General features: G+C 64.3%; 21 protein-coding genes and 1 pseudogene. 11 read left to right on the top strand and 11 right to left on the bottom strand.

Annotated features, from left to right (window positions below):
• The first annotated feature begins 11 nt into the window (after positions 1-11).
• Both EB230_RS27105 and EB230_RS27100 read left to right on the top strand, forming a co-directional pair.
• Entirely contained in the window at positions 12-1,271 is a 1,260-nt protein-coding gene (locus EB230_RS27105; RefSeq protein WP_056564608.1) for an ABC transporter substrate-binding protein, read from the top strand.
• Positions 1,272-1,485: 214 nt separating this feature from the next.
• Entirely contained in the window at positions 1,486-2,889 is a 1,404-nt protein-coding gene (locus tag EB230_RS27100) for an FAD-binding oxidoreductase (RefSeq protein WP_056564606.1), read from the top strand.
• Positions 2,890-2,904: 15 nt separating this feature from the next.
• Here EB230_RS27100 and EB230_RS27095 read toward each other — a convergent pair whose 3' ends face one another.
• The 8 genes from EB230_RS27095 to EB230_RS27060 all read right to left on the bottom strand — a co-directional run bounded on the left by EB230_RS27095 (position 2,905) and on the right by EB230_RS27060 (position 11,164).
• Positions 2,905-3,705, bottom strand: a complete 801-nt coding sequence (locus EB230_RS27095) for an ABC transporter permease (RefSeq protein ID WP_056564602.1) — start codon at positions 3,703-3,705, stop codon at positions 2,905-2,907.
• The gene (locus EB230_RS27090) at positions 3,702-4,574 is read right to left on the bottom strand and encodes an ABC transporter permease (RefSeq protein ID WP_056564599.1); all 873 of its coding nucleotides are present in this window, start codon (positions 4,572-4,574) and stop codon (positions 3,702-3,704) included. Before EB230_RS27090 ends, EB230_RS27095 begins: the two co-directional genes overlap by 4 nt.
• Positions 4,571-5,674, bottom strand: a complete 1,104-nt coding sequence (locus tag EB230_RS27085) for an ABC transporter ATP-binding protein (protein ID WP_056564597.1) — start codon at positions 5,672-5,674, stop codon at positions 4,571-4,573. Before EB230_RS27085 ends, EB230_RS27090 begins: the two co-directional genes overlap by 4 nt.
• Before the next feature lie 76 nt (positions 5,675-5,750).
• Positions 5,751-6,776, bottom strand: coding sequence for an ABC transporter substrate-binding protein (locus EB230_RS27080; RefSeq protein ID WP_056564594.1), 1,026 nt, complete (start codon positions 6,774-6,776; stop codon positions 5,751-5,753).
• Positions 6,777-6,828: 52 nt separating this feature from the next.
• Positions 6,829-7,827: an AraD1 family protein gene (gene araD1 / locus EB230_RS27075; RefSeq protein ID WP_056564591.1), complete on the bottom strand. Its 999-nt coding sequence runs from the start codon at positions 7,825-7,827 to the stop codon at positions 6,829-6,831.
• 32 nt (positions 7,828-7,859) lie between these two features.
• Entirely contained in the window at positions 7,860-8,639 is a 780-nt protein-coding gene (locus EB230_RS27070) for an SDR family oxidoreductase (RefSeq protein WP_056564588.1), read from the bottom strand.
• A gap of 9 nt (positions 8,640-8,648) precedes the next feature.
• A complete protein-coding gene (locus EB230_RS27065) occupies positions 8,649-10,376 on the bottom strand; it encodes an IlvD/Edd family dehydratase (RefSeq protein WP_056564585.1) in 1,728 nt (575 codons plus the stop codon).
• Positions 10,373-11,164, bottom strand: a complete 792-nt coding sequence (locus EB230_RS27060; protein ID WP_056564582.1) for a FadR/GntR family transcriptional regulator — start codon at positions 11,162-11,164, stop codon at positions 10,373-10,375. Before EB230_RS27060 ends, EB230_RS27065 begins: the two co-directional genes overlap by 4 nt.
• A gap of 60 nt (positions 11,165-11,224) precedes the next feature.
• Between EB230_RS27060 and EB230_RS27055 the strand changes: the two genes are divergently transcribed.
• Complete coding sequence (locus EB230_RS27055) at positions 11,225-12,154, top strand: aldose 1-epimerase (protein ID WP_172374275.1); 930 nt, start codon at positions 11,225-11,227, stop codon at positions 12,152-12,154.
• 35 nt (positions 12,155-12,189) lie between these two features.
• Here the strand turns inward: EB230_RS27055 and EB230_RS27050 are convergent.
• Positions 12,190-12,334 (bottom strand): annotated as a pseudogene (locus tag EB230_RS27050) (aldehyde dehydrogenase family protein); the annotation flags it as partial.
• 2 nt (positions 12,335-12,336) lie between these two features.
• On the bottom strand, positions 12,337-13,254 hold the full coding sequence (gene pcaQ / locus EB230_RS27045) for a pca operon transcription factor PcaQ (protein ID WP_172374274.1): 918 nt from the start codon (positions 13,252-13,254) through the stop codon (positions 12,337-12,339).
• A 93-nt stretch (positions 13,255-13,347) separates the two neighbouring features.
• On the opposite strand from pcaQ, the gene pcaD reads away from it, so the two are divergent.
• From pcaD to pobA, 6 genes are read left to right on the top strand one after another with little or no spacing between them, the layout of a single operon-like run.
• Entirely contained in the window at positions 13,348-14,157 is an 810-nt protein-coding gene (gene pcaD / locus EB230_RS27040; RefSeq protein WP_172374273.1) for a 3-oxoadipate enol-lactonase, read from the top strand.
• Entirely contained in the window at positions 14,150-14,557 is a 408-nt protein-coding gene (pcaC, locus tag EB230_RS27035; protein WP_172374272.1) for a 4-carboxymuconolactone decarboxylase, read from the top strand. The genes pcaD and pcaC overlap by 8 nt, the downstream gene beginning before the upstream one ends.
• Positions 14,547-15,302, top strand: a complete 756-nt coding sequence (pcaH, locus tag EB230_RS27030; protein ID WP_056564573.1) for a protocatechuate 3,4-dioxygenase subunit beta — start codon at positions 14,547-14,549, stop codon at positions 15,300-15,302. Before pcaC ends, pcaH begins: the two co-directional genes overlap by 11 nt.
• Positions 15,302-15,916, top strand: a complete 615-nt coding sequence (gene pcaG, locus EB230_RS27025) for a protocatechuate 3,4-dioxygenase subunit alpha (protein ID WP_172374271.1) — start codon at positions 15,302-15,304, stop codon at positions 15,914-15,916. The genes pcaH and pcaG overlap by 1 nt, the downstream gene beginning before the upstream one ends.
• A gap of 12 nt (positions 15,917-15,928) precedes the next feature.
• Positions 15,929-16,981, top strand: coding sequence for a 3-carboxy-cis,cis-muconate cycloisomerase (locus EB230_RS27020; RefSeq protein ID WP_172374270.1), 1,053 nt, complete (start codon positions 15,929-15,931; stop codon positions 16,979-16,981).
• Positions 16,981-18,153, top strand: coding sequence for a 4-hydroxybenzoate 3-monooxygenase (pobA, locus tag EB230_RS27015; RefSeq protein WP_172374269.1), 1,173 nt, complete (start codon positions 16,981-16,983; stop codon positions 18,151-18,153). The genes EB230_RS27020 and pobA overlap by 1 nt, the downstream gene beginning before the upstream one ends.
• An 18-nt stretch (positions 18,154-18,171) precedes the next feature.
• Here pobA and EB230_RS27010 read toward each other — a convergent pair whose 3' ends face one another.
• Positions 18,172-18,843, bottom strand: a complete 672-nt coding sequence (locus tag EB230_RS27010) for an FCD domain-containing protein (RefSeq protein WP_056564565.1) — start codon at positions 18,841-18,843, stop codon at positions 18,172-18,174.
• A 224-nt stretch (positions 18,844-19,067) separates the two neighbouring features.
• Here EB230_RS27010 and EB230_RS27005 point away from each other — a divergent pair, with 224 nt between their 5' ends.
• Positions 19,068-19,946, top strand: a complete 879-nt coding sequence (locus EB230_RS27005) for a fumarylacetoacetate hydrolase family protein (protein ID WP_056564561.1) — start codon at positions 19,068-19,070, stop codon at positions 19,944-19,946.
• On the top strand, positions 19,943-20,722 hold the full coding sequence (locus EB230_RS27000; RefSeq protein ID WP_056564558.1) for an alpha/beta fold hydrolase: 780 nt from the start codon (positions 19,943-19,945) through the stop codon (positions 20,720-20,722). The genes EB230_RS27005 and EB230_RS27000 overlap by 4 nt, the downstream gene beginning before the upstream one ends.
• The last annotated feature ends 37 nt before the right edge of the window (positions 20,723-20,759 follow it).

Here is a 20,759-nt window from a genome sequence, read left to right as displayed (position 1 = left end):
GGGGAACAACAATGAGAAAGACGATACTCCAACTCACCACCGCGCTCGCTCTCGTCACGTTGGCGGGCGCCGCGCAGGCCGCCGATTGCAAGATCACCGTCGGCCTCGTCATGGAACTGACCGGCCCGGCCGGCGAATATGGCCAGGCCGGTGCCAAGTCGGTCGAAATGGCCTTCCGCGACATCAATGAAGCCGGCGGTGTCCGCGGCTGCGACCTCGCGACCGATACGCGTGACAGCCAGAGCCAGGGCAATATCGCGGTCGACGCCGCAACCCAGCTGGTTCAAGTCAAGAAAGTGCCGGTCATCATCGGCGGCATCATCTCCTCGGTGTCGATCCCGATCCTGACCTCGGTCACCGCACCGGCCAAGATCGTCCAGGTTTCGCCGGCATCCTCTTCGCCGACGCTGACCGCGCTCGGCCGCGACGGCAAGACCAACGGCATCTTCTTCCGCACCATCACCTCGGATGCGCTGCAGGGTGTCGCCGCCGCGAAATACGCCATCGACAAGGGTTTCAAGAAGCTGTCGATCATCCATGTCAACAACGACTTCGGCGTCAACATGGTGGCTGAGTTCTCGCGCGCCTACAAAGCGCTCGGCGGCACCATCGTCTCCGACACGCCCTACAACGAGAAACAGTCCAGCTATGCCTCGGAAGTGACGGCTGCGATGGCGGGCGAGCCGGACGGGCTCTATCTCGTCAGCACGCCGGTCGACGGCGCGACCGTCGCCCGCACCTGGATTTCGCAGGGCGGCGTGCAGAAATTCCTGCTCAATGACGGCATGAACAGCCCTGATTTCATCGAGTCGGTCGGCGCCGACTATCTGAAGGACGCCTATGGCACGTCATCGGGAACCAGCCCGACCGCATCGACCGAGTATTTCACCAAGAACTACAAGGCATTCTCCGGCATCGAGCCGTCCAACCCGGCGGCCGACCGTTCCTATGATGCCGGCGCCATCGTCGGGCTGGCCATCGCCATCGCCGGTTCCGAGGATCCGGCCAAGATCAAGGACGCGATGTACAAGGCCGTCGACCCGGCCGGCACGCCGATCTTTGCCGGCAAGGAGGAGTTCGCCAAGGCACTTGGCCTGATCAAGGACGGCAAGCCGATCCGCTACGAAGGCGTCATCGGCCCGGTTGCCTTCGACAAGTATGGCGACATCACCGGCCCGTTCCGGCTGTGGAAGATCGTCGACGGCAAGGTGACGACCGATGGCGAAATGACCACCGACGACGTCAACGCGCTGCAGGCCAAGCTTCAGTAAGCTGAAACGGCGCTTCCGGCATCGATCGCATCTTGTCGCGACTTGATGCCGGCATCGCCTGGGGCAGGCCGATATCGCTTGCAAGGCAAGCGATCAAGAATAGGATCGGCCAGCTGCAATTGAAGGATGGCGAGCGTGTCGGATCGAATACTCATCGGACCGTCCGATCAATGGATGCAGACGCTGCGCTTCGCCACGCAAGCGCCTGATCCCGATGTCGCCTGAAACGGAACGACTTCTCTCCGCGCTCGGCGATCGGCTGGGCGAGGGCGGCGTGCTTGCCGGCTCCGCTGTCGAACAACGCTATCGCGACGATCCCGACGGCAAGCTTGGCGTGCTGCCCGAAGTGGTGCTGCGCCCGCGCGATACCGTCGGTGTCGCGGCGGCACTCGCCGGGTGCAACGTTCTCGGCCAGCCGGTCGTCGTCCAGGGCGGACGCACCGGGCTGGCCGGCGGCACACGCGTCCAACCTGGAGAGATCGTGCTGTCGCTGGAACGCATGAGCGGCCTCGCCGCGCCGGACGCTCAAGCCGCCACCGTCATCGCCGAAGCCGGTGTGACGCTGCAGGCGGTGCAAGAGGTGGCGGATGGTGCCGGGCTCATGTTCGGCGTCGATATCGGCGCGCGCGGTTCGGCCACGGTCGGCGGCAACATCGCCACCAATGCCGGCGGCATCCGTGTGCTGCGCTACGGCATGTACCGGGCGCAGGTGCTGGGACTGGAAGCCGTGCTTGCCGACGGCAGCGTCCTGTCCTCGCTTAAGGGGCTGCCCAAGGACAATTCCGGCTACGACCTCGGTCAGCTCTTCATCGGCGCGGAAGGGACGCTCGGCGTCGTCACCCGCGCCGCGCTCAGGCTGCATCCGAAGCCGGCCTCCGAGGTGAACGCCTTCTGCGCGCTCGCTTCGCTCGATGCGGCGATCGCCCTGCTTGGGCTGCTGCGGCAAAAGCTCGGCCCTTTATTGTCCGCCTATGAGGTCAACTTCGCGCCGCTCTATGACATCATGGTTGGCAGTATGGCGATGTCGGCGCCGTTGCCGGCCGGCTCTCCGGTCTATGTGCTGGCCGAGATTCAGGGCAGCGAGCCCGAACGCGACAGCGAGCGCTTCGCGGAAGTCCTGATGCAGGCGGTCGAGGACGGCGTGGTCGATGATGTCGTCGTCTCTCAGTCGCCGCGCGAATTCCGGGCGCTTTGGGACGTGCGGGAGGACGCCAATCGCGTTCTGTTTTCGATCAAAGGCCTAATTGGCGTCGACATCAGCATCCCGCTGGCACGGATGGGGGCGTTCCTGCAAGAAGCCGAGACCGCGATCCGCGCCTTTGACCCCAACGCCGACATCTATGTCTTTGGCCATCTCGGCGATGGCAATCTGCATTACCAGGTGCGCACTGTCGATCCGGCGGCGGCCTACGGCATCGTCTATTGCGGCGTGGCGGTGGCGGGCGGCGCCGTTTCGGCCGAGCACGGCATCGGCCTCGACAAGAAGCAGTGGCTGCATCTGGTCCGCAGCGACACCGAGATCGCCACGATGCGGCGGCTGAAGACGGCGCTCGATCCGAAGAACATTCTCAATCGGGGGCGTGTCTTCGATCTCGATCCGACGGCCTTCGCACGATGATGCGCGTTCGATAGCTCAGGTCCGCTCCGCCGCCATCTGCCTGGGAATCAGGAAGCGGGCGGCGAGCACGCAGAGCAGCACGGTGAACATCAGGATCAGCGCCACCAGTGCATTGATGTCGGGTGAGAAACCAAGCCGCATCATCGCCCACAGCCTGACCGGCAGCGTGCTTTGCGTGCCGGTCACCAGGATGGTGATCATTGTCTCGTCGAAGGATAGCGCGAAGGCCAGGATGGCGCCGCCGACCATCGCGCTCGACAGGTTCGGCAGGATGATGCGCCAGAAGGTCTGCCAACCGGTGGCGCCGAGGTCGTAGGACGCTTCGACCAGCGTGCGGCTCATCGACTGCAGGCGCATCAGCACGGTTCGGTAGACGATCGCCAGCACGAAGACAGTATGGCCGATGACGACCGTCAGCAGCGAGCGCTCGAGGCCGATCTCGCGGAAGAAGATCAGCAGCGCAAGGCCGCTGATGATCGGCGGCATCAGGAAGGGCAGGAAGATGATGAACTGCAGGATCGACCGTCCGGAACGGCGGCCGTGATAGTACAGCGCCAGCAGCGTTCCGCTGACCACTGAAAGGATGACGGTGCAGATACCGACGATAAGCGTGGTGCGCAGGGCAGCCAGGATGTCGTCGTTCCCGGCCAGCGCCCGATAGGTCGAGAGGGTGGGCGACGACCAGTCGACATCGCCATGCGAGATGGTGAAGAAGGACGACACGATCGGCACGAACAGCGGGCTGTAGAGCAACACCGCGACCAACGTTGTGATCGCGGCCAGGAAGATGGTGGCGGGCCGGGGCAGGGCGCTCATATCGACGTCCCCCGGCTGCGTCCGAAGCGTTCGCCGATGAGGATGGCGCAGATCACCACGATTGCCAGCGCCACCGAGAGTGCCGCGCCGAACGGCCAGTTATAGGCCGTGCCGAATTGGCTGTAGAGGATGCGCCCGAATGTGAAGCCGCTGATCCCGCCGACCATTTGCGGCGTCAGGAAGTCGCCGATCGCCAGCACGAAGACGAAGCTCGCCGCCGAGGCGACGCCGGGCAGGCTGAGCGGCAAGGTGATGCGCAGGAATGTCTGCAGGCCGCTGGCGCCGAGATCATCGGAAGCGCGCAGCAAGGTCTGCGGAATGCGCTCCAGCGACAGGAAGATCGGCAGGATGGCGAAGGGGATCAAAAGCAGGCTCAGCGTCAACAGGATGGCGTTCATGTTGAAAACGAAAAGCGTCGACGGCTGCTGCAATATGCCAAGCGCCACCAGCGCCTTGTTGAGGAAGCCGTTGAGGCCGAGAATGCTGCGGATCGCGTAGATCTTGATGACGTAGCTCATCAGCAGCGGCACCAGCAGCAGCATCAGCAAGGCATAGCGCCACCGCCCTCTGAGGGTGGTCAGGAAATAGGCGGCGGGATAGGCGAGCAGGATGCAGATGACGGCCACCGACAAACACAGCACGATGGTGTTCCAGAATACGGGCAGAAAGATCGGGTCGGTGAAGAACCTGACATAGTTGCCCAGCGTCGGCGCGTAGACGATCGTGCCCTGGTCGACGCTGAAGAAACTGTAGACCAGGAAGATCGCCAGCGGCACGAGCACGAAGATCACAGGCAAGGCGAAGGCCAGCACCGTCACCAGCAGCGACAAACGCCTTTCTGGGGGCTGTATCGTTGCGGCCGCGCTCATGCCAGCACCAGATGGCCTTCATGCGGCGCAAAGCACAGCGAGACCGTCTCGCCGGATCTCAGCACGCTGCCGCCGATCCGGCTCGGCATGCGCAGCCGCAGGCGTTGCGCGGCATTGCCGGCATCCGAGGCGATCGTGGCGACGGTTGACGAGCCGGCAAAGGCCATGTCCGCGATGGTGCCGGAAAAGCGGTTGCCGCTGTCCTTGGCGTCGGCAAGATGCAAGGCTTCGGGACGGAACGCCGCGAAGGCGGCGGCGCCATCCGGCGCGGCTTGCAAATGCGGCTGACCGCCGATCGAACAGACAAGGCGCCCAAGCGCGGTCTCGATCGATCGCAGGTCGCCCTGGACGGGACCGAGTTTCCCGGCCACCAGGTTGTTCTCGCCGAAGAAGCGCGCCACGAACTCGCAATTCGGCTTGTAATAGAGGTCGTGCGGCGTGCCGAGCTGGCGGATGTGCCCCGCCTGCATGACGCAGATCCGGTCGGCCATGCCGATCGCCTCCTCCTGGTCATGGGTGACGAACAGGAAGGTGGTCTTGATCTCGCGCTGGATGGATTTCAGGAACTCCTGCATCTGCCGGCGCAATTCGAGGTCGAGTGCCGCGAGCGGCTCGTCGAGCAGGATCAGGCGCGGCTGGCAGATCAGCGCGCGGGCGAGCGCGACGCGCTGGCGCTGGCCCCCGGAAAGCTGTGCCGGGAAGCGGTCGGCGAAACGACCGAGCTGCACCAGTTCCAGCGCCTCCGCGACACGGCGCGCGATCTCCTTGCGCTGGACATGGCGCACCGAAAGCCCGTATCCGACATTGCCGGAAACGGTCATGTGCGGGAACAGCGCATAGTCCTGGAACACGGTGTTGAAGGGCCGCTTGTTGATCGGCATGCGGCTGATGTCCTGACCGTCGAGGCGGATCTCGCCTGACGTCAGCGGCTCAAGCCCGCCGATCAGCCGCAGGACGGTCGTCTTGCCCGAACCCGAAGGCCCGAGAACGGTCAGGAACTCACCGTCCTTGATCGACAGGTCGATGTCGTGCAGCACGGGAACCGTGCCGTAGGATTTCGAGACGGACCGCAGCGTCAGCAGGTCGGTGTTCTGGTTCATGATATAGTCTCGCATACGCTGCGGCGGTCCGGTACGTCCGGACCGCCGGGTCCTTCGAAATCAGGTGCGGAAAGGATCAGGGCGTCGCCTTGACCTCGTTCCACATATCCGAGCGCTTGAGCGGGTCCTCGACATTGTTGAGCCAGACCAGCTTGTCGTTGCTGCCGGCGCTGCTCGACTCGACCACGGTGTTGCCGAAGCCGGTGCGCTCGGAAAGCTCGCCGCTGACCTTCTTCGTCAGCATGAAGTCGATCCACTTCTCAGCCGCCGCATTGTCGCGGACGCCCTTGGAGATCACCCAGTTGTCCAGCCAGGCCAGCGCTCCCTCGCTTGGATTGATGTAGGCGACGTGGGCACCGATCTTCTGCAGTGCCTTGACCTGCTGCTGGCCGTAATTGGCCCAGATCAGGGCAACGTCATTGTTCTGGTAGATCTGCTGCGCCTCGTCGGCGGTGGTGTAGAAGCTCAGCACATTGCGCTTGAGCTCGACCAGCTTGGCCTTGACCGCCGCCATCTGCTCCTCATTGAGGTTGAACGGATCCTTGTAGCCGAGCGTCAGTGCGGTGAACGAGAAATTGTGTTCGCCATTGTCATAGGCCAGGATCTTGCCCTTGTAGGCCGGATCCCAGAGCACCGACATCGAAGTCGGGGCCGGCTTGACCTTGTCGGTGTCGTAGATCAGCCCGATGGAATCGAAGCAGAAGGGAATGCCGTAGACCTTGCCGTCCTTGGTGTCGCCGCTGACCTGCGACAGGTCACGGAAGCGCGGCAGCACTTCCTTCTGGTTGGGCAGCTTGGTGATGTCGATCGGCGACACCAGATCGGCCTTGATGTAGCGCTGCAACTGGGCGGTGTTGACGGCGAAGACGTCGAAATCCTGCCCTTCGCTGCCCTTGATCTTGGCCCAGATCTCGTCGTCGCTGCCGATGAAGACGACATCGACGCCGATGCCGGTGGCGGCCGTGAAGTCCTTCACCCAATCCGGGTCGGCGTAGCCGTCCCAAGCCAGAACCCGCAGGTTCGCGGCCAATGCGGCCGATGTCATCAGGCCGATGCCGAGCCCGATTGTCGCCAGTCTTAGAAACACTTTCTTCAGTCCCATTTTTAATCTCCCATTGTCGTTCTGGTGGACCGTAATTGTCGGACTTTCGCCGTCACAGCTGGGTGACGGTGACCAGCCCCTCGTCCGGCACCGACACCATTCTGTTGCGGAGCGGCTTGCCGAATGTCTGTGCCTGGATTTCATACTCGTCGCCGGAAGCCGTCTTGACGCCGGAGGCGTAGCTCATCACCGCCGCCCCGAAGAAATAGGCGTGCAGGTCACCCGGCCTGCGGTGCATCGGGTAGCGGAAATGGAAATGCTCGAGGTTGGCGATCGAGTGCGACATGTGCGCCTCGCCCGACAGGAATTCCTGCTCCCAGATGACGGTGCCGTCGCGCAGGATGCGTGAATAGCCGCGCACTTCGTTCGGCAGCTCGCCGATCAGCAGTTCGGGGCCGATCGAGCAGGAGCGCAGCTTGGAATGCGCGAGGTAGAGATAGTTCTCGCCCTCCGTCACGTGGTCGGAGTATTCATTTCCGAGCGCATAGCCGATGCGGTGGGGATGGCCGTCCGGACCATTCAGGTAAAGTCCGACGATCTCGGCTTCCTCTGCCCCGGCTTTCGCGAATGCCGGCATCGGCAGCGGCGCGCCAGGCGGCACAATGCAGGTGCCGACGCCCTTGAAGAACCACTCGGGCTGGATGCCGATCTTGCCGGCGCCGGGTTTACCGCCCTCCAATCCCATGCGGAAGATTTTCAAGGAATCGGATTCCTCGGCACCTTCGCCATGCGTCAGAACATGCATCTGGTTGCGTGCGGCGGCACTTCCGGTGTGGGTCAGGCCGGTGCCGGTGACCAGGAACCGCGCCGGCTCCGGGTGATCCAACGGGGCGAGCACGCGGCCATCGCGCAACAGCTCGTCATAGTCGACTGTCGCGGCGCCCGTCCGCTTCTCGACCAGCGAGGCGATTGATACACCCTCGGCGATCGCCGCTTCGGCGAGGTCCAGCACGCTGGCCGTCTTTTCGAGCGGATGCAGGCGGTTGCCGTCATCGGAAACACGGCCGACCCGCCTGCTGCCATCCGGCATTCTGAACTGAACAAGACGCATGAAATACCCTTCTTCCCTTGGAGCCGCGCGGGTTACACCCAGCCGGCATCGACGATGAACTGCTGGCTCGTGCACATGCGGCTGTCGTCGGCGGCGAGGAACAGCGCCATGCGCGCGATATCGGAGGGCTGCAGCCGGTCCGGCAGGCACTGCCTTTCGTCGATCTGGCGTTCGCCGGCCGGGTTCAGCCACAGCCGCATCTGGCGCTCGGTCATCACCCAGCCGGGCACCATGCAGTTGACTCGGATGCGCTCGGGGCCGAGTTCACGGGCCAGCGCCCGCGTCATGCCGTAGACAGCGGCTTTGGCGGTGACATAGGCCGGGCAATCGGGATCGCCGACCATCCAGGTGATGGAGCCGAAATTGATGATCGAGCCGCCGCCCTGCGCACTCATCTGCGGGCGCACCGCCTGCGCAGCGAAGAACTGGTGGCGCAGATTGACCGCCATGCGGTCATCCCAATAGGCGACCGTGACGTCCTTGGTCTGATGCCGGTCGTCATTGCCGGCATTGTTGCAAAGCGCCTGGATCGGACCATTGTGCCGTGCTGCCTGCGTTGTGGCTGCCTGCAGCTCTTCGACATTGCGCAGGTCGCAGGGAATGAACAGCGGTGCGCTATGTCCTTCGGCCGCGATCGCATCGACGAGCCGCCGAGACGGCTCCTCGGCCAGATCGACGAAAGCCACACGGCTGCCTTGCGCGCAGAAATGGCGCACCAGGCTTTCACCGATGCCGCTGCCGCCGCCGGTGATGAAGACGCTGCGGCCCTTGAGGCTTGGGTAGGTCGCGTAGCTGCCGATTGGATCCGTCATCGTGCGTCTCTAGTGGGAGTGCCGGGGAATGCCGGCATCGCGCCGGCCGACGAGAAAGTCGAAATCGCAGCCCTTGTCGGCCTGCAGAACACGCTCGACATAGAGGCTCTGGTAGCCGCCTTCGGGCGGTGCCGGCGGCTTCCAGTCGAGACGGCGGATCGCCAGTTCCTCGTCCGATACCAGCAATTCCAGACGGCGGCCGGCAACGTCGAGCTCGATGAGATCGCCGTCGCGCACCAGCGCCAGCGCGCCGCCTGCCGCCGCTTCAGGCGCCACATGCAGCACGACGGTGCCGTAGGCCGTGCCGCTCATGCGTGCGTCCGAAATGCGCACCATGTCGGAGACGCCCTGCTTGAGCAGCTTGGCCGGCAGCGGCATGTTGCCGACCTCGGCCATGCCGGGATAGCCGCGCGGTCCGCAGTTCTTCAGCACCATCACCGAAGAGGCGTCGATATCCAGTTCCGGGTCGTCGATGCGGGCGTAGTAGTGCTCGATGTTCTCGAAGACGACAGCCTTGCCGCGATGCTGCATCAGCTCGGGCGTCGCCGCCGACGGCTTGATGACCGCCCCGTTGGGCGCCAGATTGCCGCGCAGGATCGAGATGCCGCCTTGCTCTGTCAGCGGTTCGCTCAGCGGACGGATGACCTCGCGGTTGTAATTGGGCGCGCCGTCGACCAATTCACCGATCGTCTTGTCGCTGACGGTCATGACGTCGCGATGAAGAAGCCCCACTTCATCAAGCGACGCCATGACCGCAGCTAGCCCCCCGGCATAGTAGAAGTCTTCCATCAGGAATCTGCCCGACGGCATCAGGTCGACAATCGTCGGAACGTCGCGCCCAAGACGGTCCCAGTCCTCGAGGCTGAGATCGACACCAACCCGGTTTGCGATGGCGATCAGGTGCAGCACCGCATTGGTCGAACCGCCGATCGCGCCATTGACGCGGATGGCATTCTCGAACGCTTGCCTGGTGAGGATCTGCGCTATCGTCACGTCGCGGCGGACGAGCTCGACGATCTGGCGTCCAGCCAGCTGGGCAAGCACGCCGCGGCGCGAATCCACCGCCGGAATCGCGGCATTGTCCGGCATGCCGATGCCGAGTGCTTCCACCATGCTGGCCATGGTCGAGGCCGTGCCCATCGTCATGCAGCTGCCGGCCGACCGGCTCTGGCCTTGCTCGGCGGCGAGGAAGTCGGCGACCGGCATGCGCCCCGCCTTCACCTCCTCGGCGAATTTCCACACATGCGTGCCCGAGCCTATGTCTTGTCCGCGGAACTTGCCGTTGAGCATCGGCCCGCCGGAGACGGTGATGGTCGGCAGGTTGCACGAGGCAGCCCCCATCAGCAGCGCCGGCGTGGTCTTGTCGCAACCGACAAGCAGGATCACGCCGTCGATGGGATTGCCGCGGATGGATTCCTCGACATCCATGCTCACCAGATTGCGGAACAGCATGGCGGTCGGGCGCATGTTGCTCTCGCCCAGCGACATCACCGGAAACTCCAGCGGCAGGCCGCCGGCCTCATAGACGCCGCGCTTGACGTGGTCGGCCAAGGCGCGGAGATGCGCGTTGCACGGGGTCAATTCCGACCAGGTGTTGCAAATGCCGATCACCGGGCGGCCGTCGAATGCGTCTGCCGGGATGCCCTGGTTCTTCATCCAGCTGCGGTGCATGAAGGCGTTCTTGCCTTCACCGCCGAACCAGGCTTCGGACCGCAGTTTGCGTTTGGTGTCGGTCACGATTGCTGGCCCCGATCGTTGCGGCGTTTGTTGCGGTTCTCGACGCTGCGGCGCACGTCGTCCTCGGCATTGTCGATGAGCACCAGCAACGCTTTCTGCGCACCGAGCGCGTCGCCGGCGGCGATCTTCTCGGCGACCTCGCGATGCAGCGGCAAGGAGTGGCGCTGTCCATCCGGATTGTCGTTGGAGAGGCGAAAGCTCATCACCAACGCGGTTTCGACCAGTGCGGCCAGCGAGCCGATCAGCTCATTGCCGGTCATGCGCAGGATGGTCTGATGGAACACCAGATCGGGCTTGGCGAAGCGGTCGCCATCGTCGCTCACCGCTTCCATTTCGGCGAGTGCCGCCTGGATCTCGGCGATCTGCGCCGGGTTGGCGCGCTGGGCGGCGAGGGCTGCCGACATCGGCTCGATGGCGCGGCGCAATTCGAACAGCGCGCGCACATCGTCGGCGCTGATGCCGCCGGCGTAGCGCCATGACAGCACGTCGGGGTCGAGGAAATTCCAGTCGGAGCGGGGACGCACGCGTGTGCCGGTTTTCGGCCGCGATTCGACCAGCCCCTTGCCGGCCAGCACCTTGATCGCCTCGCGCAGCACCGTGCGACTGACGCCCAGCATCTCGCTGGAATCGTCCGCATTGGGCAGGGCTTCTCCTGGCAGGAAGTCGCCCTGGACGATGCGCAAGCCAATCTGCTCGACGACGGTCGCGTGCAGCGCGGTGGAGCCGCTGGAGACCGCCACGGCAACCCGTGACGTACGCGCGGTGCTGAAAGATTTCTTATTCTTCATACTATTCATATGATATGTCTTATAGCCATGGCGATTGGAGTCAAGGGATGGGGGATGCCGATGACAAAGAATTCCGCTGCCGTTGCCGCGCAGCAGACCGAACTGGTCTCGATCAGCGACGGCATCGCGACTGTCGACATTGCTCCTGCAGCCGGCGGCGCCGTGGCATCGTATCGGTGGTGGCAAGATGGCTCTGTCGTGGATTGGCTGCGCCCAGCGGATCCGCTGGCGATCAGCCGTCGCGATGCCGGCGCCATGGCCTGCTTCCCGCTTGTCCCCTATTCCAATCGCGTAAGAGGCGGACGCTTCGAATTCGCGGGCCGCACGGTCCAACTGCCTAGTCGGCCGGAGGACCCGCACCATGAGCACGGCCATGGCTGGCGCCACCCTTGGACGGTCGTGAGGCACGAAGCCGGCACGATCGTCCTGCGCTATCGCCACGCCGCCGATTCCTGGCCATGGAGCTATGAAGCCGAGCAGGAGATCACGCTGGCTGACGGTACGCTTTCCATAACCATTGCCGTACGCAACCTGTCGGACGCGCCGATGCCGGCTGGCTTCGGCCTCCATCCCTATTTCCCGTCGACGCCGTGGACGCATGTCCAGGCGTCGGTGTCCGGCATGTGGGAGACCGACGCGGAGATACTGCCTGTCCGTCACGTCCCGCCACCGGCAGGGGCCGATCCATCCATCGGCTTTGACGTGTCGGAGGTGGATTTCGACACGGTTTTCACCGGATGGACGCGCCGTGCCCGGATCTCCTGGCCGGAGCATGAGCGGCAACTGGACATGGAGGCCGAGGCACCGCTCGATTTCCTCGTCCTCTACACGCCGCCGGGTGAGCCGTTCTTTTGCGCCGAGCCGGTCAGCAACATCACCGATGCCTTCAACCGCGTGAACGACGAGGACACCAACACTGGCTGGATAATGCTGGCGCCCGGGCAGAGGCGATCCGCCTGCGTTCGCTTCACGCCGTCACGGGGCGTCTGACGTCGTTGCCGGTGACAAACTTGGCGGCCTCGCGGCGAGCCCGGCACGACATGGCCGCGCGGATCACCGTTGCGACGCGCGGGCCGCAAGCTTGGAAACGAACCGATCGGCTATCTTCTCATCGACGGTCGGCCGCCCGGTCGACATGCAGGTCCGGCCTTGATGCATGAACGCGCCGAAGGTCAGGCGCCCGGCCTTGCGGCTTCGCGAATGGTCTGCAGCAGGATCGTGAAGGCGGGCGAGGGCGCGGTGTCGGTGCGCATCGTCAGGCCGACCGGCCCTTTGGTTTGCTCGGTGTCGACCGGCAAGGCGACGAAGGCGCGGCTCGCGAGCTCGTTGGCGACCACGCCGGCCGAGATGATCCACACCGCATTGCTCTGCCGCATGAAGGAACGCCCGAAGGAATCCGAGACCGTCTCGATCTCGGTTGCCGGCGCGGTCATGCCATTGGTGATGAAGAGGCGATCGACAAAGGGACGGATGACGGATTCCCGGGTCGGCATCAGCACCGGGAATTCGTCGAGCCTGGCGAAGATGTCCGCTCCCGGTTCCAGCAGCGGATGCCCGGCGCGCACGACGAACAGCACCTGTTCCGAGTAGAGGTGCTCGAAGAAGAAACCGGTCATGTTTTCGGGCGCCGCCAGCCGACCGACGACGAGATCGAGCGCGCCGCTGCGCAACTGCTCGAGCAGCACGGCGTTCTCCCCGGTGACGATCTTGATCGCAGCTCCGGTGTTCTCCTTGAGGAACAGGCTCATGGCTTGCGGCATCACCTTCGTCGACACTGTCGGCAGCGCGCCGATGCGGATCGGGTGGCGATGGATGGTACCGTCCTGGCGAACGGAATCGATGCCCCGCTTCAACGCCGATATTGCCGAGCCGGCATGGTCCAGGAAGATTTCGCCAAGCCTGGTGACCCGGATGCCACGCCCGTCGCGCTCGACCACGGCGATGCCGAGCGCCTCTTCCAGTTCACGCAGGGTCTTGGTCACCGCCGGCGCGCTGACATGCAGGAAGTCGGCGGCGCGGGCCACGCTGCCCTGCCGGGCGACTTCCAGGAATGCCTGCAGGTGACGGAACCGGATGCGGCTGTCGGGCATGAATTTGATAACCCCCGAGTTAATGAAACGGCGCAAAATATCATTTTACCGAACCAAATGCGGCGTGCAATGTGGAGATGGAGGATCGAAATCGTGCCATTCGTCACCATTGGCGGCATCACGCTGCACCACCGATATGTCGAGGCGGACGGCAAGACGCCCCCGATCGTGTTCATCAATTCGCTCGGCACCGATCTGCGGATCTGGGATGAAGTCGTTGCGCTTTTGGCCGGCGAGATGCCGCTGCTCGTCTATGACAAGCGCGGCCACGGTCTCTCCGACATCGGCAGCGGCGTCCACTCGATTAACGACCATGTCGACGATCTGCACGCCCTCGTCGACCACTTCGGTTTCGACAAGGTCGTGCTGTTTGGCCTGTCGGTCGGCGGCATGGTGGCGCAGGGCCTGCATGTCCGCCGCCCTGAAAGCGTCCTGGGCCTGATCCTCAGCGACACCGCCCACAAGATCGGTACCGCCGAAAGCTGGAACAGCCGTATCGCGGTCGTGGAGCGCTACGGCATCGAGGCGATCGCCGATGGCGTGATGAAAGTGTGGTTCACGCCGGATTTCCATGCCGGGCGCCCCGCCGACCTTGCCGGTTGCCGCAACATGCTGACCCGGCAGGCGCTGCCGGGCTATATCGGGACATGCAAGGCTGTCCGCGACGCCGATTTCACCGAGAGCGCGCGCCGCATCGCTGTCCCGACACTCTGCGTCGTCGGTGACCAGGACGGCTCGACGCCTCCCGATCTTGTCCGCTCGCTGGCGGATCTGATCCCCGGCGCACGTTTCGAAATCATCCGCAACGCCGGGCACATTCCGTGCATCGAGCAGCCGGAGGCGCTGGTCGCGCTGATCCGCGGTTTTGTCGCATCGCTTGCCCCTGGAGAAACCCATGGATGAAGTCCCCGGCAATACGGCAAGATATCGGACAGGCCTTGCCGTGCGACGGTCGGTGCTCGGCGACCGCCACGTCGATCGGGCCAATGTCGCGGCGACCGGTTTCGACCAGCCGTTCCAGGAGCTGATCACCGAGGCCGCCTGGGGGACGGTGTGGGCGCGGCCGGGCTTCACCAGGCGCGAGCGTTCGATCGTCACGCTGGCGCTGCTGGCCGCGCTCGGCCATGATGAGGAAGTGGCCATGCATGTGCGCGCCACCGCCAACACCGGCGCCACGCGCGACGACATCCGCGAGGCGTTCCTGCATGTCGCCATCTATGCCGGCGTGCCGGCCGCCAACCGTGCCTTCAAGATCGCCAAGGACGTGTTTTCGGAGATGGACGGAGCCGACAATGCCCGCTGAGTCCGGCTCGAACCGGAGGCCCGAGACCGGCGCCTTCTTCCAGCGCGACCGGACATGGCACCCGCCGGCGCTGACGCCAGGCTACAAGAGTTCGGTGCTGCGCTCGCCGCGGAAGCCGCTTTTGTCCTTCGACAACACGCTGTCGGAAATAGCGGGACCTGTCTTCGGTCACGCCATGCTGGGCGAGTTCGACAACGACCTGATCCATAATTTCGCCAGGCCGGGCGAGAGCGCCATCGGCGAGCGCATCATCGTCCATGGGCGCGTGCTCGACGAACGCGGCATTGGGGTGCCCGGCGTGCTGCTCGAATTCTGGCAGGCCAATGCCGGTGGCCGCTACCGCCACAAGAGGGATGGCTATCTCGCGCCGCTCGATCCGAATTTCGGCGGCTGCGGCCGCACCATCACAAGCGAGGATGGCTTCTATGCCTTCCGCACCGTCAAGCCCGGGCCCTATCCGTGGCCGAACGGCCCCAATGACTGGCGCCCCGCGCATATCCACTTCTCGGTGTTCGGCCATGGCTTTGCCCAGCGGCTGATCACCCAGATGTATTTCGAGGGCGATCCGCTCATCTGGAAATGCCCGATCGTTCGCGGCATCGCCGACAAGGCGGCCATCGAGGCGCTGACGGCCGTCCTCGACACGCAGGCGACGATCCCGATGGATGCGCTCGCCTACAAGTTCGATATCGTGCTGCGCGGGCGCCGCTCGTCGCTGTTCGAAAACCGGCTGGAGGGCAATTGATGGCCGAGTTGCCTGACAGGCTCAGGGAAAGCCCTTCGCAGACGGCGGGCCCTTACGTCCATATCGGGCTGACGCCCAATTTTTGCGGCATCGGTGGCGTCTATGCCAGTGACCTTGGCGCGACCATGGTCAACGAGAAGACAAAAGGCGAGCGCATCGGCCTGCGCATCCGGGTGCTTGACGGCACCGGGACGCCGCTCAAGGACGCTCTGATCGAGATCTGGCAGGCTGACGCGGACGGACTCTACAATTCGCCGGCTGAATTGCGTGGTGTCGCCGATCCGAACTTCTTCGGCTGGGGCCGTTGCCCGACCGACATGGACACTGGCGTCTGCGCCTTCGAGACGATCAAGCCCGGCCGCGTGCCGTTCCGCGATGGCCGCCCGATGGCACCGCACATCACGCTGTGGATCGTCGCGCGCGGCATCAATCTCGGCCTGCACACAAGGCTGTACTTCTCCGATGAGGAAGAAGCCAATGCCGGGGATCCGATCCTGGCGCGTATCGAGCAGCGCGTCCGCGTGCCGACGCTGATCGCCGAGCGCCAGGGCGACACCTACGTCTTCGATGTCCATCTCCAGGGGGAGAAGGAAACGGTCTTCTTCGACAGCTAGGAGATCCGCGATATGACCATATCGGCCTTCGACCATCCATTGCTTTCCGCCTTTCTCGGCGACGAGGAGGCGGCGAGGCATTTTTCCGTCGAGGCCGAGATAGAGGCAATGCTGGCGTTCGAGAGCGCGCTGGCGGAAGCGGAAGCCGAAAACGGGATCATCACCAGGGACGCGGCGGTGGCGATCGGGGTGGTGCTGGCCTCGTTCCGGCCGGACACGACCTTGCTGCGCGCCGCTGCCGCCAAGGACGGCGTCATCGTGCCGGAACTGGTACGCCAACTCAGAGTGGCGGTTGGCGAGCCGCACGGCGACAAGGTGCATTTCGGTGCCACAAGCCAGGATGTCATCGACACTGGCCTGGTGCTTCGACTGAAATCCGTCGTCGACCATCTCGGCCTGCTCCTGACCGAGACCGTTTTGCGCCTCACATCGCTTGAGGAGCGTTTTGGGGGCAGGGCGCTGACCGGCATGACCCGCATGCAGCCCGCGATCCCTATCCAAGTAGCTGATCGCGTGAACGCCTGGCGCGGGCCGCTGCGGCGGCATCGGGAAAGACTATCGGAACAGTCTGGGCGCCTGCTGGTCGTGCAGTTCGGCGGCGCCGCCGGCACGCTGGAAAAGCTTGGCGACAAGGGACCGGCGGTGCGCGCGGCGCTTGCCGCAGAACTCGGCCTTGGCGATGCGCCGCAATGGCACAGCCAGCGCGACGCGCTCGCCGATTTCGCCGGCTGGCTGTCGCTGCTGACCGGCAGCCTCGGCAAGTTTGGTCAGGACATCGCCCTGATGGCGCAGGGCGGCGCCGACATCACGCTTTCCGGCGGCGGCGGCTCGTCGGCCATGCCGCACAAGCAGAACCCGGTGAAAGCCGAAGCGCTGGTGGCGCTGGCCCGCTTCAACGCCACGCAGCTTTCCGGCATGCATCAGGCGCTGGTGCATGAGCAGGAACGTTCGGGCGCGGCATGGACGCTGGAATGGCTGCTGCTGCCGCAGATGGTGGTCGCGACCGCGGCATCGCTGCGCCTTGCCGCCGAACTCGCCGCGCAGATCGAAAGTCTCGGCCACTGATGCGCACGCAGGTCGTCATCGTCGGCTCGGGACCCTCCGGCCTGCTGCTTGGGCAACTTCTGGCCGGCATCGGTGTCGAGACGGTCATTCTGGAACGCTCAAGTCGGAACCATGTGCTTGGCCGCGTGCGGGCAGGGGTGCTCGAACAGGGCACGGTCGATCTGCTTGGGGAAGCCGGTGCTGCCGCAAGGTTGCATGCCGAAGGCTTGCCGCATTCCGGCATCTCGCTGGCCTTCGACGGGCGCCTGCACCGCATCGATCTCGCCGAATTCACCGGTGGCAGGCATGTCACGGTCTACGGCCAGACCGAGGTGACGCATGATTTGATGGACAGGCGCGAGGCGGCCGGCCTTGTCACCGTCTACGAGGCGTCGGATGTGGCACTGCATGATTTCGGCAGTGCCGCACCATTCGTCACCTACGACAAGGACGGCATCACGCGTCGCATGGATTGCGACTTCATTGCCGGCTGCGATGGCTATCATGGCGTCAGCCGCGGATCGGTGCCGGAGCGGGCGCTGAAAACGTTCGAGCGGCAGTATCCGTTCGGCTGGCTCGGCGTGCTGGCCGAAGTGCCGCCAGCGGATCACGAACTTGTCTACGCCAATCATGAGCGGGGCTTTGCGCTGTGCTCGATGCGCTCGACGCACCGCAGCCGCTACTATGTGCAGTGCCCCGAGGGTGACCGAGTCGAGGCCTGGTCGGACGATCGCTTCTGGGACGAGCTGCGCCGCCGCTTGCCGGAACAGACGGCGGCCAGCGTCACCACCGGGCCATCCTTCGAAAAGTCGATCGCACCGCTGCGCTCTTTCGTTACCGAGCCGATGCGCTTCGGCCGGCTGTTCCTGGTCGGCGATGCTGCTCACATCGTGCCGCCGACCGGCGCCAAGGGCCTCAACCTCGCCGCCAGCGACGTGCGCTATCTCTTCAACGGGTTTCGGGACTTCTATCAGGGAAAATCCGGAGCGGGTCTCGATGCCTATTCCGCCAAGGCGTTGGCTCGGGTCTGGAAGGCTGTGCGTTTTTCCTGGTGGATGACGACCATGCTGCACCGCTTTCCCGATACCGGGGACTTCGGCCAGCGCATCCAGGAGGCCGAACTCGACTACCTCGTGCACTCGCGCGCCGCGTCGACCGCGCTCGCGGAGAACTATGTCGGCCTGCCCTATTGAGGATAGCGGTGCGCGGATTTACCGGCCCAGCAGGTTGCGCTCGACGGTTCTCAGATGCGCCAGCATGGCCTGGCTGGCGCTCTCCGGGTCACGGCGCAGCAGCGCATCGAGAACGATCTGGTGCTCGCTGCAATAGATGCCGCGGCGTTCTTCGGAAAAGGAACGCTTTTTCATTTCGAACCATGGCGCCTGATTGCGCAGGATGCGCATCAGATTGTGGATCTCCTTGAGGAAGTCGTTGCGCGAGCAGGCGAAGATGCGGTGGTGAAACTCCGCATCCCAATGCTCGAAGGTCGGCATGTCCTGCGACTCCGAAGCGATCTTGTGCGCCTCGCGCACCGCGTTGAGTTCCATGGCGCTGGCATTGGTGGCGGCGAAGGCCGCCGCCGCCGGCTCAAGCAGCTGCCTGATCTCCATCATGTCGGCCGGGCTGGTGCCTTCCATCCGGCCGACAACCGCTGCCATCGAACCAGGATTGGTGGCGGTCAGGAATGTGCCGCGCCCGACATGCCGAACCACGGTGCCGTCGTCCTCGAGGAAGGAGACGGCGCGGCGCACCGTGTTGCGCGCCACGCCGAATTCGCTCGCCAGATCGCGTTCCGGCGGCATGCGGCCATTCTCGATCCATTCACCGGAAGAAATCCGCTTCTTCAGCGCGGTGGCGATATCGCTGGCGACGAGCTTGGGCATGTCCGGTCACTTTTATCTGATCCGATACTGAACCATTGATAGCAGCTTCAGGTTCCGTCGTCCATCGCATGGCAGCGGTCGATATCCTGTGAAGCGGTAGGGCTGGCAACCAGATCCTTTTTGGTGCGACCAACCCAGATTCTTCTTGCGGGCTAAACCAATCGGCGATAGCGTGTAACAAAAGAGCGAATAATTGGCTCAGTATTGGTTCAGGGAGGATCTGGATGCGGGTCGCGACTTTTTCGATCGCCGGCGAACGTCGCGTGGGGCTTGTCGATCTCGACGCCCAGACGATCGCGCCCTTCGATTTTTCCGTTGATCAGGCCAAATCAGGCATTCTGGCTTTGATAGAGCGCAACGGCGCCGGCATGCCGCGCACCCTGTCGCCCATCCCGCTGGCGCAGGTGGAAATCGAAGCGCCCATCCCGCAACCGCGCCGCAACATCTTCTGCGTCGGCAAGAACTATCACGAGCACGCGCACGAATTCGCCCGCAGCGGCTTCGATTCCAGCGCCGGCGCCGGCGCGATTCCGAAGCATCCGATCATCTTTTCCAAGGTTCCCGAATCGGTCGTCGCCAACCATGCCAGCGTGTTGATCGATCCATCGGTCTCGACCGCCATCGACTATGAGGCGGAGCTGGCCGTCATCATCGGCAAGGGCGGGCGCGGTATATCGAAGGAGAACGCGCTCGACCATGTCTGGGGCTACACCATCGTCAACGACGTCACGGCCCGCGATCTGCAAGGCAGATACAGCCAGTGGTTGATCGGCAAGTCGCAAGACACGTTCTGTCCCATGGGCCCGTGGGCGGTGACCAGGGACGAACTCGACCTGGCAACAGCCGGCATCCGGTGTTTCGTCAACGAGGATCTGCGCCAGAATTCCCGCATATCGCTGCTCATCTTCGATATTCCGACCATCATCGCCACGCTGTCGCAAGGCATCACGCTGAAGCCCGGCGACATCATCGCCACCGGCACCCCGGTCGGGGTCGGCATCGGTTTCGACCCGCCGAAATACCTCAAGGCCGGCGACGTCGTGCGGATCGAGATCGATGGCATCGGCACGCTGGAAAACCGCTTCACGGAGCATGCGCAATGACCACGGTGACGGTTGGCCAGGTCGTTGCGGAAGTTGTCGGCGAGGGCGCCGCCGTGGTGATGATCCATGGCCTCGGCGGTACCTCGAACATGTTCCAGCCGCAGATGGCGGCGCTTTCCGCCTATCGCGTCATCCGGCTCGACCTGCCGGGCTCCGGCCGCTCGCCGCGCCCGATCGAGCCGCTGACCGTCGAAGGGATGAGCGAGGCCGTGATCCGCGCCATGGCCGGCATGGGGGTTGCTGCCGCGCACTTCGTCGGCCATTCGATGGGCACCATCGTTTGCCAGCAGATCGCCGCGACGCAGCCATCGCTGGTTACATCGCTGGCGCTGTTCGGCGCCCTGGCGGAACCGACGGACGCAACACGGCAAGGGCTCGCCAACCGGGCGCGTCTGGCGCGTTCGGGCGGTGTTGCCGATATCGCCGACCAGATCGTCGCCAACGCGATTTCCGCGCACACAAGGGAAACCTCGCCGGCGGCAGTTGCCTTCGTGCGGGAATCGATCACGCGTCAGGATCCCGAATCCTACGCCCGCACCTGCGAGGCTCTGGCCAAGGCGACCGCGGTCGATGCGCGCAGGATCTCGGCGCCGACGTTGCTGGTCACCGGCGACGCCGACACGGTCAATCCGCCGGGGGTCGCCCAGGCGCTTGCCGACAAGATCAAGGGCGCCGTATTCTCGTCGCTGGATCGGTGCGGGCACTGGGCCACGGTGGAAAGCCCGCGCGAAAGCAGCCAGAAGCTCGCCGATTTTTTGAGACGGGTTGATAGGTGAGGATTTCTGATCGAGCGTAGAACTGTGCGCTCGGCAA

Source organism: Mesorhizobium sp. NZP2234, from assembly GCF_013170765.1.
GTDB classification, from domain to species: Bacteria; Pseudomonadota; Alphaproteobacteria; order Rhizobiales; family Rhizobiaceae; genus Mesorhizobium; species Mesorhizobium loti_D.
The sequence above is the reverse complement of the archived record's forward strand: the minus strand, read 5'-3'. Positions and strand labels throughout refer to the sequence as shown.

Bases quoted from the DNA above. Each gene is read 5' to 3' on its own strand.
- pcaH (WP_056564573.1), top strand. From the start codon at position 14,547: ATGCCCGCTGAGTCCGGCTCGAACCGGAGGCCCGAGACCGGCGCCTTC.
- EB230_RS27095 (WP_056564602.1), bottom strand. From the start codon at position 3,705: ATGAGCGCCCTGCCCCGGCCCGCCACCATCTTCCTGGCCGCGATCACA.
- EB230_RS27070 (WP_056564588.1), bottom strand. From the start codon at position 8,639: ATGACGGATCCAATCGGCAGCTACGCGACCTACCCAAGCCTCAAGGGC.
- EB230_RS27055 (WP_172374275.1), top strand. From the start codon at position 11,225: ATGACAAAGAATTCCGCTGCCGTTGCCGCGCAGCAGACCGAACTGGTC.
- pcaG (WP_172374271.1), top strand. From the start codon at position 15,302: ATGGCCGAGTTGCCTGACAGGCTCAGGGAAAGCCCTTCGCAGACGGCG.
- EB230_RS27060 (WP_056564582.1), bottom strand. From the start codon at position 11,164: ATGAAGAATAAGAAATCTTTCAGCACCGCGCGTACGTCACGGGTTGCC.
- araD1 (WP_056564591.1), bottom strand. From the start codon at position 7,827: ATGCGTCTTGTTCAGTTCAGAATGCCGGATGGCAGCAGGCGGGTCGGC.
- pobA (WP_172374269.1), top strand. From the start codon at position 16,981: ATGCGCACGCAGGTCGTCATCGTCGGCTCGGGACCCTCCGGCCTGCTG.
- pcaC (WP_172374272.1), top strand. From the start codon at position 14,150: ATGGATGAAGTCCCCGGCAATACGGCAAGATATCGGACAGGCCTTGCC.
- EB230_RS27090 (WP_056564599.1), bottom strand. From the start codon at position 4,574: ATGAGCGCGGCCGCAACGATACAGCCCCCAGAAAGGCGTTTGTCGCTG.
- EB230_RS27105 (WP_056564608.1), top strand. From the start codon at position 12: ATGAGAAAGACGATACTCCAACTCACCACCGCGCTCGCTCTCGTCACG.
- EB230_RS27085 (WP_056564597.1), bottom strand. From the start codon at position 5,674: ATGAACCAGAACACCGACCTGCTGACGCTGCGGTCCGTCTCGAAATCC.
- EB230_RS27020 (WP_172374270.1), top strand. From the start codon at position 15,929: ATGACCATATCGGCCTTCGACCATCCATTGCTTTCCGCCTTTCTCGGC.
- EB230_RS27005 (WP_056564561.1), top strand. From the start codon at position 19,068: ATGCGGGTCGCGACTTTTTCGATCGCCGGCGAACGTCGCGTGGGGCTT.
- pcaQ (WP_172374274.1), bottom strand. From the start codon at position 13,254: ATGCCCGACAGCCGCATCCGGTTCCGTCACCTGCAGGCATTCCTGGAA.
- EB230_RS27100 (WP_056564606.1), top strand. From the start codon at position 1,486: ATGTCGCCTGAAACGGAACGACTTCTCTCCGCGCTCGGCGATCGGCTG.
- EB230_RS27010 (WP_056564565.1), bottom strand. From the start codon at position 18,843: ATGCCCAAGCTCGTCGCCAGCGATATCGCCACCGCGCTGAAGAAGCGG.
- EB230_RS27000 (WP_056564558.1), top strand. From the start codon at position 19,943: ATGACCACGGTGACGGTTGGCCAGGTCGTTGCGGAAGTTGTCGGCGAG.
- EB230_RS27080 (WP_056564594.1), bottom strand. From the start codon at position 6,776: ATGGGACTGAAGAAAGTGTTTCTAAGACTGGCGACAATCGGGCTCGGC.